Annotated in this window: 20 protein-coding genes and 1 tRNA gene; 11 read left to right on the forward strand and 10 right to left on the reverse strand. The window is 35.5% G+C overall.

The genetic code is table 11. The features are described from left to right. The 6 genes from KO464_06440 to KO464_06465 all read left to right on the forward strand — a co-directional run. Nucleotides 1-879, forward strand: an 879-nt coding sequence (locus tag KO464_06440; protein ID MCC7573010.1) for an ATP-NAD kinase family protein, incomplete at its 5' end; no start/stop codon positions are given. A 36-nt stretch (nt 880-915) separates the two neighbouring features. Continuing rightward, on the forward strand, nt 916-2,034 hold the full coding sequence (locus KO464_06445; protein MCC7573011.1) for a tryptophan--tRNA ligase: 1,119 nt from the start codon (nt 916-918) through the stop codon (nt 2,032-2,034). 210 nt (nt 2,035-2,244) lie between these two features. Continuing rightward, a complete protein-coding gene (locus tag KO464_06450; GenBank protein ID MCC7573012.1) occupies nt 2,245-2,478 on the forward strand; it encodes a hypothetical protein in 234 nt (77 codons plus the stop codon). A gap of 127 nt (nt 2,479-2,605) precedes the next feature. Next, on the forward strand, nt 2,606-2,932 hold the full coding sequence (locus tag KO464_06455) for a non-heme iron oxygenase ferredoxin subunit (protein ID MCC7573013.1): 327 nt from the start codon (nt 2,606-2,608) through the stop codon (nt 2,930-2,932). A 68-nt stretch (nt 2,933-3,000) separates the two neighbouring features. After that, complete coding sequence (locus tag KO464_06460) at nt 3,001-3,366, forward strand: cytoplasmic protein (GenBank protein MCC7573014.1); 366 nt, start codon at nt 3,001-3,003, stop codon at nt 3,364-3,366. Between the two features lie 20 nt (nt 3,367-3,386). Beyond that, on the forward strand, nt 3,387-3,902 hold the full coding sequence (locus tag KO464_06465) for a DJ-1/PfpI family protein (GenBank protein ID MCC7573015.1): 516 nt from the start codon (nt 3,387-3,389) through the stop codon (nt 3,900-3,902). 1 nt (nt 3,903) lies between these two features. Here the strand turns inward: KO464_06465 and KO464_06470 are convergent, their stop codons facing one another. Beyond that, nucleotides 3,904-5,289, reverse strand: a complete 1,386-nt coding sequence (locus tag KO464_06470) for an NAD(P)H-hydrate dehydratase (protein ID MCC7573016.1) — start codon at nt 5,287-5,289, stop codon at nt 3,904-3,906. 87 nt (nt 5,290-5,376) lie between these two features. Between KO464_06470 and KO464_06475 the strand changes: the two genes are divergently transcribed. From KO464_06475 to KO464_06485, 3 genes are all read left to right on the forward strand, one after another. Continuing rightward, nucleotides 5,377-6,558 (forward strand): site-2 protease family protein, encoded by a 1,182-nt coding sequence (locus KO464_06475; GenBank protein ID MCC7573017.1) that lies wholly within the window; start codon nt 5,377-5,379, stop codon nt 6,556-6,558. Between the two features lie 50 nt (nt 6,559-6,608). Next, nucleotides 6,609-7,169 (forward strand): CDP-alcohol phosphatidyltransferase family protein, encoded by a 561-nt coding sequence (locus KO464_06480; GenBank protein ID MCC7573018.1) that lies wholly within the window; start codon nt 6,609-6,611, stop codon nt 7,167-7,169. 37 nt (nt 7,170-7,206) lie between these two features. Further along, a tRNA-Leu gene (locus tag KO464_06485) sits at nt 7,207-7,291 on the forward strand. 83 nt (nt 7,292-7,374) lie between these two features. Here the strand turns inward: KO464_06485 and KO464_06490 are convergent. From KO464_06490 to KO464_06515, 6 genes are read right to left on the reverse strand one after another with little or no spacing between them, the layout of a single operon-like run. Next, nucleotides 7,375-7,533, reverse strand: a complete 159-nt coding sequence (locus KO464_06490) for a hypothetical protein (GenBank protein ID MCC7573019.1) — start codon at nt 7,531-7,533, stop codon at nt 7,375-7,377. Between the two features lie 11 nt (nt 7,534-7,544). After that, nucleotides 7,545-7,853, reverse strand: coding sequence for a hypothetical protein (locus KO464_06495; protein ID MCC7573020.1), 309 nt, complete (start codon nt 7,851-7,853; stop codon nt 7,545-7,547). Between the two features lie 53 nt (nt 7,854-7,906). Further along, on the reverse strand, nt 7,907-8,401 hold the full coding sequence (locus KO464_06500; protein ID MCC7573021.1) for a hypothetical protein: 495 nt from the start codon (nt 8,399-8,401) through the stop codon (nt 7,907-7,909). Nucleotide 8,402: 1 nt separating this feature from the next. Beyond that, the gene (locus KO464_06505; GenBank protein ID MCC7573022.1) at nt 8,403-8,597 is read right to left on the reverse strand and encodes a hypothetical protein; all 195 of its coding nucleotides are present in this window, start codon (nt 8,595-8,597) and stop codon (nt 8,403-8,405) included. Between the two features lie 5 nt (nt 8,598-8,602). Then, the gene (locus tag KO464_06510; GenBank protein MCC7573023.1) at nt 8,603-9,070 is read right to left on the reverse strand and encodes a hypothetical protein; all 468 of its coding nucleotides are present in this window, start codon (nt 9,068-9,070) and stop codon (nt 8,603-8,605) included. Then, a complete protein-coding gene (locus KO464_06515; GenBank protein ID MCC7573024.1) occupies nt 9,070-9,900 on the reverse strand; it encodes a hypothetical protein in 831 nt (276 codons plus the stop codon). Before KO464_06515 ends, KO464_06510 begins: the two co-directional genes overlap by 1 nt. A gap of 231 nt (nt 9,901-10,131) precedes the next feature. Between KO464_06515 and KO464_06520 the strand changes: the two genes are divergently transcribed. Beyond that, complete coding sequence (locus KO464_06520) at nt 10,132-10,326, forward strand: ribbon-helix-helix domain-containing protein (GenBank protein MCC7573025.1); 195 nt, start codon at nt 10,132-10,134, stop codon at nt 10,324-10,326. A 10-nt stretch (nt 10,327-10,336) separates the two neighbouring features. On the opposite strand, the gene KO464_06525 is transcribed toward KO464_06520, so the two are convergent. The 3 genes from KO464_06525 to KO464_06535 all read right to left on the reverse strand — a co-directional run bounded on the left by KO464_06525 (nt 10,337) and on the right by KO464_06535 (nt 13,963). Continuing rightward, nucleotides 10,337-10,618 (reverse strand): hypothetical protein, encoded by a 282-nt coding sequence (locus KO464_06525; GenBank protein MCC7573026.1) that lies wholly within the window; start codon nt 10,616-10,618, stop codon nt 10,337-10,339. 231 nt (nt 10,619-10,849) lie between these two features. Continuing rightward, nucleotides 10,850-13,699: an SAM-dependent methyltransferase gene (locus KO464_06530; protein ID MCC7573027.1), complete on the reverse strand. Its 2,850-nt coding sequence runs from the start codon at nt 13,697-13,699 to the stop codon at nt 10,850-10,852. A 21-nt stretch (nt 13,700-13,720) separates the two neighbouring features. Then, complete coding sequence (locus KO464_06535; protein MCC7573028.1) at nt 13,721-13,963, reverse strand: hypothetical protein; 243 nt, start codon at nt 13,961-13,963, stop codon at nt 13,721-13,723. 117 nt (nt 13,964-14,080) lie between these two features. Between KO464_06535 and KO464_06540 the strand changes: the two genes are divergently transcribed. Further along, on the forward strand, nt 14,081-14,373 hold a 293-nt coding region (locus KO464_06540), incomplete at its 3' end, for an IS481 family transposase (GenBank protein ID MCC7573029.1).

The following is a 14,373-nucleotide window of genomic DNA, read 5'->3' on the forward strand; positions in this document are numbered from 1 at the left end:
GAGTATGAAGTAGTATATAATCCCAAGGAATTAACGAGTAGGGAAGATACTCTAAAAACAATAAATGAATTCAAAAAAAGACAAGTTGAACTAATCATATTCTGTGGTGGAGATGGAACCGCAAGAGATATATGCGAGGCCATTGGCATAGAAATTCCTGTGATTGGGATGCCAGCTGGCGTAAAGATGTTTTCTTCTGTTTTTGCAATCAATCCTAAGGCTGCATCTGACCTTCTCAAAGCCTTTTTAGAAGGGAATTCAAAGTACAAGGATTCTGATGTTCTAGACATTGATGAAGAAAGTTACAGGGCAGATAAATTCAAGATGAAGCTATATGGTTATCTAAAAACGCCTTATGTACCAAACCTTATTCAAGATTCAAAGGCGCTGTTTGAAGGTCATGTTGAAGAGATGGCAAAGGAAGGTATAGCGGTATTTGCCAGTGAATTTATGTCCGATGGTTCATTATACATAGTCGGAGCAGGTTCTACAACTGCAAAAATTGCAGAATTAATGGGGCTAAAAAAGACAATGCTTGGCGTAGACCTGATAAAAGATGAGAAACTCATTGCAAGTGATGTTAATGAGAAGGCTATTTTAAATTATATAAAAAATGAAAAAAGTGTAAAGATAATAGTAAGCCCAATCGGAGCTCAAGGCTTTGTATTTGGTAGAGGAAATCAGCAGATTTCAAGTCAAGTTTTAAGAAAAGTTGGAAAAGAAAATATAATAATCGTTGCAACTCCCCAGAAACTAGAAAACACCCCTTTTCTCCTAGTTGATACCGGAGATTATGAGTTGGACAATGAATTATCGGGTAAGACTCTGGTAGTCTGTGCATATAGAATGGCTCAAAGAAAAGAGATAAGGAAAGATTAAACTTAAAAAGTACGAAAATCAGGTTATTCTGATATTATGGACGCGTCTGTTGTTACTCCTTGGGAAGTAGAAGGGGAAATTGATTATAATAAACTCATAAAACAGTTTGGAACAGATATTCTTACTGAAGACCTATTGAATACAATAAAGAAGTACACTGGAGATTTACATCCGTTTCTCAAGAGGAGATTATTTTTTTCTCATAGGGATCTTGGTTGGATTTTAAAGAAGTATGAGGGAGGAGAAAAGTTTGCTCTTTATACAGGAAGAGGTCCTTCCGGCCATACTCACCTTGGCCACCTAGTTCCTTGGATATTCTGTAAATGGCTCCAAGATAAATTTGGCTGCGAGTTCTATTTCCAGATGACTGATGATGAAAAGTTCATGATGAGGCCAGATCTTACACTTGAACAAACACATGCATTTGCCTATGAGAACGCTCTTGACGTCATTGCTTTAGGATTTGACCCAAAAAAGACATTCATTTTTTCGGATATAGATTATGCCAAAACACTTTACAAGATATCAATTCAAGTTGCAAAGAATGTCACGACTTCCACAGCTAAAGCTGTTTTTGGTTTTAAGAACTCAACTAACATCGGGATGATATTCTTTCCATCTGTCCAGGCGGCCCCTTGCTTTTTGCCATCTGTTCTAAAAGGATACAATGTCCCTGTTTTAATTCCTGCAGCAATTGATCAAGATCCATATTGGAGAATTACAAGAGATGTAGCCCCAAAGCTTGGATATTATAAGCCAGCTGCCATACACAACATGTTTCTTCCTGGCCTTGAAGGTCCGAGTGGTAAGATGTCTGCATCAAAGAGTGATACGGCAATCTTCTCTGTCGATCCACCAAAAGAAGTTGACAAAAAGATTAAAAGGGCGTTTACGGGCGGTGGCCAGACTGTAAAGGAGCACAAGGAAAAAGGTGGAAATCCTGGAGTCTGTACAATCTACCAATATCTATATTTCATATTTGAAGAGGACGTTAAGAAGATAAAAGAGATTCATGACGGATGCAAGCGTGGAGAAGTCTTCTGCGGAGAGTGCAAGAATCTCTTAAGCGAAAAACTTGTTAAGTTTATTACAACACATCAAGAAAACAGAGAAAAAGCAAGAGATGTCCTTGATAAATTCCTTTTAAAAGATTAAATTTTTTTAAAAATATTTTTTCTAATAATACCTATGGGAAAGGTACCTTTCCTCATCGATTTATAATAGTATTAACAAGAATTGATATTAGTTAATATTAATATTGCATTAATGATGAGCTATATAACCAAAAGATTTATATACTAATGATAATCAATATTAGTAACTAACAATTAAGAGATGATAGTTAGCACTAAAAGGTGAAAAAATATGGGATGGAGAAGACAATTTGAAACTAGAGAAAAGCGTATCAACGAATTAAGGATTCTTCTAAAGCAAAAATTAAACAGCGGAAGGGACTATTTTATTCAAGAACTTGTTAACGATACAGACATACCCAGAAGTACCGTTGAAAGGTATCTTTACGAGTATCTTAATGAGGAAGTAGAAATCTACTATGAAGGGCCCTTAAAGAAGATACGCTATAAAGGCGAAGGAAATTAATTTAAGAAAAGATTTTTATCTTTTCTTTTTTATTTACTTTTTTAATAAAATCTATCTTGATGTACCTAATCTCTATTTTTAATAACAAACTTTAATAAGATTGAATTCTCTTATGTATGAGGATATTATGAGATTTTTCAAGATAGGTAAAGTTTCCGATATTGAAGACGGCGCTATGAAAAAATATGAAGTTGGAGGAAAAGAGATACTTGTTTCAAATATTGGGGGAAAATATTATGCAATTTATAACAAATGTACCCATAAGAATGGAGATCTTTCTCAAGGCAAACTTGAAGGTAATATTGTGACCTGCCCAAAACATGGTTCCAGGTTTGATGTTACGACTGGGAGGGTAATCTCGGGACCTAAAATACCGTTGATAAAAATAAAGATCAATGATGAAGAAAAATATGAGATAAAAATAGATGGAGAAGATATATTAATCAAAATATAATAAAAATATGAGAATAATTATGTTGATTGTTTCTCAAAACAATCTAAATACATAGAAGGTGGAGAAAAATGACAGAATTCTGGATGCAAAGAAAAGTTGCAATATTTGTATTTAACGGTGACCCTATGTGTGTCGTACATGCTTTGATAAATGCAATTGAATTTCATGTAAAGGGATATGATACCAAGTTGATAATAGAAGGTTCAGCAACTGGACTTATCGGGAAATTAAACGAGGCTGGCAATCCTCTACATTATTATTATGTAAGGTTAAAGGATGAAGGATTAATAGACTGTGTGTGTAAAGCATGCGCAACAAAGAACGAAACTATTGAAGAAGCAAGAAAACAAAATCTAAATCTATGCGACGAATTATTTGGTCACCCAAGTATGGCAAGATACATTGAGGATGGTTACGATATAATCACAATATAGTAATTTATTAGGAGGTAAGTATGACAAGCATTTTGATGTGGGTTGCCCAGGAAGGGTTTAGAGATGAAGAGTTATTTATTCCAAAATCAACATTTGAAGAAAAAGGATACAATGTAACTGTTGTTTCTCACAACAAAGGAACAGCTTGGAGTAAATTTGGCAAGATCATTGAAGTACGTGGTATTGATGAAGTTGATTTAGAAGATTATGATGCCTTCCTATTGGTAGGTGGTCCAGGATCTTTTAATCTTACAGATGACAAAAAACTCCATGAATACATTAAGGATGCCCAAAAGAATCTTAATTTATTAGCCGGGATATGTTATTCCCCTAACATAATGGCCAGATCGGGAGTTCTGAAAGGTAAAAAGGCCACAGTATGGGGTGGGCCTGACATTTTCGATAAAGAAGGTGTAATTTTCGAGGACAAGAATGTCGTAAAGGATGGAAAAATTATAACTGCAAATGGTCCTGATGCAGCTCTTGAATGGGCAGAAGAAATAATAAATTATCTCAAATGCGGATGTGAGAAATAAATTAATATTTCTCACAAAATTTTAAGGCTTTTGGAATTCTTTTTAGCACATCAGAACTCCTGAAATTTGTGCCCATCTCTTCTGATGTGATGTCCCCGGCGATTCCGTTTAGAAAAGTCCCTGCACAAGCAGCTTCTAAGACAGTTCCTTTAGTTGCAAAGGCCGTTATGAGTCCTGAAAGTATATCGCCTGTGCCCCCTGTGGTCATGCCAGAATTTCCAGTGAAGTTCTTAATCACCCTTTTACCCTCTGATATAAGGTCAACTTCACCTTTACTGATGATAGTAATTTGGTATTTTTCTGAATTAATCAAAATATTGTCACTAGTTAAAGGCTCATCAAAGACCATCTTATATTCCGAGTGGTGGGGTGTTATACAAACATCATTTTTCTTTAAAATTTCAAGATTTTCTTTTATTGCAAAAAGACCATCGGCATCTATTATTATCTTCTTGCACGAGACACAGTTCAGAAAATCTAACACAGTTTCAACAGTTTCTGAGTCTCTGCCTATTCCAACACCCACTAAAATTGAATCAACCTTTTCTGAAAGAGTTTTTAGAACCTCAACGTCTTCTGGGATAAAGTGATTCTTTTCAGTTGGAAAGACTATCATATCTGGAGAATAGGATTTAATTACTTTGGAGCATTTCTTTGGTGATACAACATAGACGAGATCAGAAAGATAAGATGCCGCAAGAGAGGCATAAATTGGAGCTCCGTGATATTCCTTTGATCCCCCGATGACCAGAACCTTCCCGTTATCCCCTTTGTGCGAGTCGTTATCCCGCATATTTAACTTGTTGACATATCCAGGGCCAGTCAAATAGTTAAATTCTTTTGGAATTCCTATATCAACAACTGTTGTAGCATCTTTCTTGAGAGTATGGAGAGAGATAACAACATTTGGCATAAAATATGGGGATGCTACATCAATCGATACCTTGATTCCATTAATTTCATTAATCCTGTTGATAACATCCGAATACGGGTGTCTTAGTGTTCCTTTTATACCAACGCCAAATATTGCATCAAGATAAATCTCAAAATCTGACCTTATCTTTTCTGTATCACATGAATCTTTGATAAGTACCTTTTCAATGTTAATATGTTTTAATAATTCCCATTTTGAAAGGGCTGCGCCTTCCTTGATATTTTGTGGATCCCCAATAAGATAGACAGTCACCCGATTTTCCTTGGAGAGGTATCTAGCCGCTACAAACCCATCTCCTCCATTATTACCAAGCCCACAGAATACTGCTATTTTATTTCTAGTCCCAAATCTTTTTTCTATTTCCGATGCAACACTTCTCCCCGCATTTTCCATAAGGAGTGGAGTGTCAAGGCCATAATATTTACAGTTTGAATCAATAATATAGGTATCCATAATACTCCCATGAATAATTGTGGTTTTCAATAGATAAGTTTTTGCCTATTGGGGAAATTTTATAAGTAATCTGTATAAGAATTCCCTATGGTCAAAGCGATGGAGTGCGAGAAATGTGGATACAAGGAGTATCTATTAGCTGAAGAAAAAGATTATGATAGATGCCCATCTTGCAAATCATTAGTTATTGGCCAAGAAAAAAATGAACTGCCTGCACAATTGCAAGAGATGATTAATGTTGCAAATGAGAACTTTTCATATGGGAATATTAAAACTGACAATTATTCTGCCTTGTTTGAGGTCAAGGAACTTTTCAAAAAGCCTGAAGAAATAATTTCCTCCTTTGAGAAAATCAATTTCCATCCCTTTATGAGAAAAGAAAAGGGGAAACTTTATGTTTTATTGAGGTCTTCACCTCCAAAAAAGGATTTTACATATAAGAAGAATCTGATACTATTTTTCTTGACAATTATTTCAACAACAGTTGCTGGCTATTTCATGTCAGTACCACATGTCGAATACGAATTTATGGCAAATCCCTGGATTGGAGCTATAGCATTTTCTTTTTCAATAATGATAATCCTAGGAACACATGAAATGGGCCATTATATTGTTGCGAGAAGAAATGGTGTGGATGCGACACTGCCTTATTTCATACCGGCGCCTTTCATTCTTGGAACAATGGGTGCTGTGATAAACATAAGGTCATTTATCCCAAACAAAAATAGCGCTATTGAACTGGGCCTTTCAGGCCCGCTTGCCGGCATACTTGTAGCAATACCAATCACAATAGCGGGGGTTATGATGTCGCCTGTCGTCCCCATAACACTCTTTGGTGAGAGCTCAATGTTTTTGGGTGAGCCGCTTATATTCCAGCTTATAGCTAAATCACTTGTAACTGTAACTGAAGGCAACTCTCTTTACTTACATCCTGTAGCTTTTGCAGGCTGGGCCGGGATATTTGTGACCATGCTTAACTTGATCCCTATGGGCCAACTTGATGGCGGTCATATTGCAAGGGCTGTTTTAGGGCCTATAAATCACAGGTACCTATCATTTGTTGTTGCAGTTTCATTGTTTGTTATAGGGATATTTACATGGGCTGGATGGAGCCTTTGGGGAGTAATTGGATTTTATCTGGCATATAGGGGGCATCCTGGCTCGATGGATGAGATAACTCCCATAGAAGGAAAACATTGGCTCATGGTTGGAGTTGCCATAGTATTATTTGTAATATCTACAATGATTGTCCCGATAAAGTTGGGATGAGTGTATACCAGATAAAAAAGATTTAAATATACTTAATTAATTCTAAAGGCATGCTTAATAACATCCGTAAGAATAAATCATTTGTATCAATTGTTAACTTTATCGGGAGAATCTTTAGATTCCTGCCCCCAAATGTCATAACAACGATCAGTTTAGTTGTTGTCTTCTTTTCAGGTTATTATTACTATCTTGGATTGCCATATATTGGAGCAATTATACTTGCCGTTTCAGGATTCCTTGATCTAGTTGACGGCTCAGTTGCAAAATATACTAAGAAGACAACTGTTCTTGGCGGCTTTTTAGATTCAACTTTTGATAGGATAGGCGATGGGATTATACTGTTAGGAATTGGACTATCGCATAATCTTGCTCTTTGTTTTGTGATAATGATTGGAGCATATCTCATTAGCTATATGCGTGCTAAGGGAGAGGCCCTTGGTGTAAAAGTCATGGGGATAGGCATTGGTGAAAGGGCAGAGAGAATACTGATAATATTTGTGTTTTCTTTCATCAATTTAGAGCTAGGGCTTTATGTGCTTTTGATTGTTGTGTATATAACGGTCTTCACAAGGTTTTATTATATCTCAAAGGAGCTTAAAACTAAGACTTAGAAACCTTTTTATATTACCAGAATAAACTTTCCAATACGCGGGGGTTGCCGAGCATGGTTAAAGGCGATAGACTCAAGATCTATTCCCGCAGGGGTCCAGGGGTTCAAATCCCTTCCCCCGCACTTTTTACTAAAGCTAATGCGGTATTGATTTTCTTCTAAAAAGGAAATAACTAATCTAGGAAACTTAAATTAAAAAAATAAAATTAATTATTGTTTAGAATTTTCTTAGCAGAAACTATAATTGTCATTGCCATGGCCTTGATATAAGGATCGCCTATTATGCACATTTCTTCCAAGAACTCCTTGTTCTCTAGGTAAAATCTTACGGCCCTCATTTTTGATTCTGGGATGTTATTCTCCATATTTTTCACCTCTAATAAATTTCTCCTTTGAGGAAAGCCATCCTCTTCTTTTTCTCATTGACTTTGAATCTGTATACATCCTTGACAAGCTCCAGGTAATCCTCCATGCCTTTCATAATCATCTTGGCCTTATCTGAAGATCCTTCATTTCCAAAGCATAATAACAAAAATCTGTACCCTTCAGTGTAGCGTATAGCATGCTCGATTGCCATGATCATCTCTGAAAGCTCAATTATGTTAAAGTTATAGAGCTCTTTTCTTGATAGGGTCGGAAGACAGCTTATCATTCTTTTATCCAAAACATCAATACTTTTTGCCAAAATTATTCCTCTTTACTTACTACTTACTTACTTTACCTACATACTACACTACACTACACTACACCCGCATTAATGCGGATCTTTTCTTTTAATTCTCCAGTGGAAATGCACAATCCTTTTGAGAAGTTGTCCAGCATGCGCTCATCGCCTATGACTTTCTCAAGCCCCTGCTCGGAGATTTTCTTCTTGACGATTGGCCAGATTGTAAATTCCCAGCGCTTAGTGAGCTCTTCTTCTGTCAATTGCTTTTCAACGGTCTTAATTTTAGGGCCAACTTCTTTATCAATCTCCTTTTTTGTTTCCTTTAGGTCATTCTTGGTAAATTCGTCAATCTTGGCCTTAATCCTTGTTGCTTCAAGAATAACGCTCTCATACTGGCTTTCAAGCTGTTCTAGCTCTGATTTGTTCCTTTCTGCATATTGAAATAGGGCCTCAGTTATAGTCTCGGTAAATCCCTTCGCCGATATTTCGCAGCACCTATCCAGAAGATCTTCAGGGATCCAAGCTTGGATGAGCCTCTTCCCGTACCTGAGATGGCTTTTCCCCACGCTAAATCACCTGTTTTTCATTTTTTCCTGTAAGTAAAACTGGCCCTAAAAATGGCACTTTGTAAGTAACCTGTAAGTAAAAAAGGCCCAAAAATGGGTGTTTTGTAATGATGGCTGTAAGTATAGATGTGCTGATTTTACTTACAAAATCATGAAAGTGTAAGTAAAATAGGGCCAAAGTGTAGTATGAAATCAATGCCTTCACCCCGAAATCTTTAGCCCGGCAAGCGATTCTACTGGCATTAGATCTTTGACCTTCAGGACAAACGTGTCACACCTGTACCTGAACTTTCCATTCCTTTCTTCTTCCCCCTTTTTCCTGTGGAAGGCAGCCTTTAGGAGCGTGTCCCTGCCTATTACCCCTGCAACCTTGAACTCATTTTTAGTCCTGTCGTGGAAGACAAAGGCGAAGGCATCCTGATCCAAAGACACCTGGCATGATGAGACGTTGACATAGTAGTTTTCAAGCGGGCCCTGCCCATTTATTATTGTCTTGACGTCAATCTTTTTACCCTCGATGGTGAAGTCCCAGTTTGTGTACTGGCCGTTTGAAAGTGTTATGTTCTTGATCCCAGACTTCAAGTACTGCACCAGGAACTCTTCCTCCCCTAGGCAGCCGATATCCCTTGAATTATGTTCCGGATTAAATATGTTGGGAACCTCCCTCATCAGTTCACCTCCAAAGGGCCCTCTTTTTCTTCCGCCTTTTCGAAGGAAAAGTTTGAGTAAGGCCCAGTGTTTAGGGCGAGATCCCCGTTCTTTGAGATCCTGGCATCTAGATTATAGAATGATATAATGGACCCAATGAGCTCAGTCTTCTTCATCTGGGCCTTTGTCGATAGGAACTTCCCAGGAACCAGCTTCCCGCTATTCTTTGAGGTGAAGGGCTTTGTGTCGTGGCAGTTTACCCAGATCCTGTCCTTGCCGTCCTTTATCTCAATCCCGGTAGTCCGCAATCTTATGGGGCCTTCTTCCTCCCTGACATTTGACACCCTGTTGACAGTGGCATTTAGAAAAATAATCTTCCCCTCCTCATTAATCTTTGAAAGAAGGCAGTCAAGAGAGACGCAGTCCGACCTTATCTTTGGCCTGGCCTTAAAACTGGATGCAGGAAGCGGCTTTCCTTCCCTCCATCCGTAGGCATACGCCAGAAGCATGGCCACCTCTTCTGGGGATTCGTTTTTAGAATGCTTCATCTCACTCTCAAGCTGCCGCTCTAGCCAGTCCGTCTCGTTTGTGTGATTTGTAGCCGCATACTGCGAGAGGTAGTTTGACGCATCTTCAAAAAGCGTCTCCATGTTATCTACTTTTTTTGAGAAGTTGTCTAAAGTCGTTTCCACTCCTTTTGGCTTGTTGAAAGCCTCATAATACAACAGAAGCTTTGCACCGCTAGGGGTGACGTTCTTTTCTTCACTCTTTCTTTTAACAAGCTCGGCGAACTCATCTTCGGATACGCCAAGCTTTTCAATCAACTCTTTTTTCTTTTCATCTGTTAACAAAATCCAGACCTCCCGGATTGGCGGGGCGGATAGATCAGCAATGGTACCTATGGACGTTTGGGGGCCACGCCATCTTGCCGCTCTTTCGCCCTATAAATACGTCATATATGACGTATTTAAATACCAAAAAGTAGGCATCCGAGTAAAAGATTTTCGATAGGTATATTGTATTTTAGAACATATGTAACGAAATTTTTATATATCAGGCGGCAGATTATCTATAGTGGTCCTATGGCAAAAGAGCATCAGGGGGCAAGCCTCCCAAAAGAGCTATTGAGAAGAATTGACTATATAGTCAAAGAAACTGATCTTGGCTACACCTCAAGGGCGGACTTTGTAAAAGAGTCCGTTAGGCAGAAGCTTGATGAGGTGGAAAGAAAGTTACTCGAGCTAGAGAAACTAAAAAAAGAGCTAAAGGAAAGATAAATAAAAAATATTACACTTCGGCATCTTTTAACTTATCAATTAAGACATCCTCTACCGTTGTTATGAACGCCTCCTTACTTTCGCATTTCTCTGCTATCTTCAAAACTACCGCCATGCTCTTGACGTAGTTCCTATGGTACCCTCTTACTTTTTCGCCGAAGACACTCTTCTGAGCCCTTAGTATTTCGCTTTTCAACTTATCTCTGAGTTCATCCATTGTGCCGGAGTTATCGGCGATATTTAGCGCCACCGAAGGCGCATCGATTCCTCCATAATTCCAGTTGCTTGTCATCAGCATATTTTTATTTTGGCCTTAACTTTAGGGTCAGGACTAGATTGATTGTAAGGATATTTTTAAGAAAAGATGGGGGTATAAAACTGCATTGAATAAAAACTTTATTTCTAAAATCTAAAAAGAAAAGCCCGAGCAAACAGAGTATTATTGAGAACGACGGACTTAAATCCCGGACAAATTGTTATGCGTTAATTTTATAATTTGCTAAGACAAATAGAGAGATATACCTTAATCTAAAAAGACAGATACAAAAGCCTTATAAAGTGCTATTATTTCATCTTTTGAAAAACCTAACTTAAGTTCATTATTTATTAAAATATCTAATTCAAGTCTTTCTTCTGTTTTATTTTTTATCTGGTTAATTAATTCATGTAGTTTTAAATCTTTATTTTTATTAAAGTATTCTATCAATACATCTTTTGAGTTTTTGTTAAGCCCAATGAAGTCAGGAATATAAATTTCTTTTAAATCGTCTTGTTTTATTTCTATAAAATCAGCAAAACTTCCTTCCCCTATTGACCTCTTGCATATTCTAATTATTTGAGCTAAATAAAATATTGATTGTAAAAATAAGCACAGGATTTTAGCTTCATCTTTGGATGGGCAATCATACATTATAAAAGAATTTGTCGGAGTTATTTTTTCATCGCTATAAAACGCTGTTGCAAAGATATTTTGAGAAGTTGGTGGGAATCTATTTGGAATTAACAAATTAGTGGACTTTTTATTGATTGTTTTATCTAACATTAAATAATCAAATTTATAAGAAATATCAAACACATTAACATCAATACTAGTACGGAATGTTTTAATTAATTTTATTTTTTCGATTTTATGTTGAATGTCCTTTTCGTGGTAACTTAAATTAATCGGATCTGTGTCAGAGTCAAAATAAAATCTAGATTTTATTATTCTACTTGCCCCTAAATATCTTGTTATAACACTATACTTCGGTTTTTCTTTCCCTCTTAATTGGAATCCATCTTCCATTAAACTGTATTCCATTTTCTTCAAAGATTTATTGCCAAATAATCTATCAATAAATGAATTTATTATCCTTTGAGTTAAAATTTTGTTTGAAAAAAAGTAGGGCATCAAATTATCTCTATTTTCATATAATACACTTTGTGGAATCTTATGAATGCTGAATTCTTCCAAGTCTTTTTCATCTTCTAATTCAGATTTTATTTTTTTGATTAGTAACTTTATATCCTCAATAGTTTTTTTATTAAAGTCACCATTTAGATAAATAAGTTTACATTCATGGGTTTTATCATAAGGAACTTTCTTTGCAATTACAATTATATCTGGAAACTTAGAATCTTCACTAAAACAATAATTAATAGGGGGTTTTATAATATATTCAAGAGAGTAATTTTCTAAGACATAAGTTCTTATCTTTTTAGTTCTTTTTCCTCTTAAGAATGTAATAGGTATTATAGCCCCAAATTTACCACTATTTTTTAATATTAAGTCAGTATGTGCTAAAAAATATCCCCACAAATTAATTTCTTTTCCACATATCTTAGTTATTTCGTCTTTAGAAAAAGCTTTTCTAAAATTATCAGATAACTTATTAAGGGTAGTAAATGGAGGATTAATCAAAACAAGGTCAGGTTTTTCTAATACAAATGTCTTTGACTGTTGGGAAATTTTTTTAGATTCTATCTTTTTTTCGTCAAAATATTCATCAAGATAATTTTGTGGATCTCTTATTCCCTCCAAAGCATTTGCAATGTCCCCGTAAGCTTCTCTGACTTGTAAAGGCTTAGATAAATCTATTAATTCAAGAGAATTATTGTTAGAAATTCTCATGAAGTTAGTATGGACATTTAGATTCTGGGCAGATAAATTTAATCCTGTTAGATGGCAAGCGAAAGGCATTATATCTGTACCCGTAATCTGTTTTTCAATAAATTTTTTATGAAGTTTGTTTTTATCTTCTGTGGTGGATCTCAGCCCCTTAATTTGGTCGTATAACTCAAATTTTTTATTATATGCAGATACTAGAATAGTTCCAGAACCGCAGGCCGTATCCCAAATTGTTTGATCCCATTTTTCTATTGCTAATTGAGTTAAAATCTCTGCGGATGTAACTTTTGTATAATAAGAAGCTAAAGTTTTTCTTGTTTCTTCCGGCATGGCTTTTCCAATCAATCGCCCATATAAGTCATGTTTTAAGTTTTCAACTTCTAATGGATTTAAGGAGTTTATGATTGTATTTACTTCATTCAAAATTTCTTTTTGTCTTGGTATTCTAGAAATTACATCAATGTCGAAGATAGGTTTGAAATCTATATTTTTAATTTTATCAAAATAAATTTTAAGATCATTAAATGAAGATATTTCTTTTAAAATTGGTATTTCTAAAGTTTTTTTGGAATAAAGAAAGTAGAATAGTATTTGGTTTATTAAGATGTAAGCCATAAGACTTATAATTTGGGCTTGTTGTATCTTTGATAGTTTTTTTTGCCCTCGTTTTGTTTCACCGCTTAAATTAATAAATAATCCTTGATCTCTAGTGAGATAATCTAAAACCTTGGTTAGTGATGTATAGTCATTATAGTGTAAATTTATTAATTTTGATAAAGATTTCACAGATTCTGACAGCAATTTGGATACCATTTCTATTCTTTTTGAAGCGGATAACTTCTTATCTATTCTAGATTTTAATTCGTTGAAAGATTGATCTAAAGATAGTTCATTCAAATCCCACCAACTTTCTGTTAAAAAAAGAGATTTACATGAAACATATTTAATTTTATTTTTAATTTCATCAATAGTATATACGGCCTGTCTAATATCTTCGGGAAATAACACTACGATTTTATTTTTTATATTTGTTTTTTCAGAGTATTCATGGATTTGAACAAGTCCTTTTAATAAATTTTTATAATCGTCACCTATTTTTACTTCGAGAATGTACCTATAGCCTTCATAACTAAAAAGGAGATCTATATACTTTTCTTCGTCAGAAGATCTTATTTCTTGGATAGAATTGAAACCTAAATCTAACAATAATTCGCTTATTGGAGAATATAATGTCCTTTCGATTGGCATAAGAGCATCGTTTTTCATTTATTTTCTACCCCAAGTTAATTAAATATTTTTATTTTCTCTATTTTTATGTTTTTGCAAATCTTTTAGTTGAAGTTTTAATTCTTTATAAGTGTAATCTTCCGTCAAATTTACCATAATTTTGAATATATCCTTAAACTGTTCAATATTATACTCATTACTTGAACTATCAATACTGAAAGATTTGGTACCATTAAATTTGTTTTTTCTATCTCCTTGTTTTTTTATTGTTACCTCGCCCCATCTTTCAGTTGCTACGCGCATAAAATTACACCAATAGTTATACTAAATATATAATCTATTTACTTAATAAACTTTTTGGTATTGAGATTTTTGTGTCTTATCCCAAAATCATTTCCCTTGCGGAAATGTTATTGGGGTATGGCAAAGCTCAACGACAAAAAGATTGCCTGGATAATCAAGATGAAAGAGCGTGGCCTTAGTTCTAGTGAGATTGCCTTCATCCAAAAAGTTACCCTTAGAAGGGTAAATCAAATTTACCTGTACTACAAAAAGACCGGCTCAAGGCCAATTCTAAGGCCACCTGGTCGTCCTGAAGAGCCGCTTGAAGAAAAAGAGATAAAGAGGATAAGAGAGATACATTGTGAGTACAAAGTTGGAGCTTGCCTTATAGAAATAATGCTAAGGCTTGAGGGGATTAAAGTGTCTCATAA

It is taken from the genome of Methanofastidiosum sp., assembly GCA_020854815.1.
GTDB lineage: Archaea > Methanobacteriota_B > Thermococci > Methanofastidiosales > Methanofastidiosaceae > Methanofastidiosum.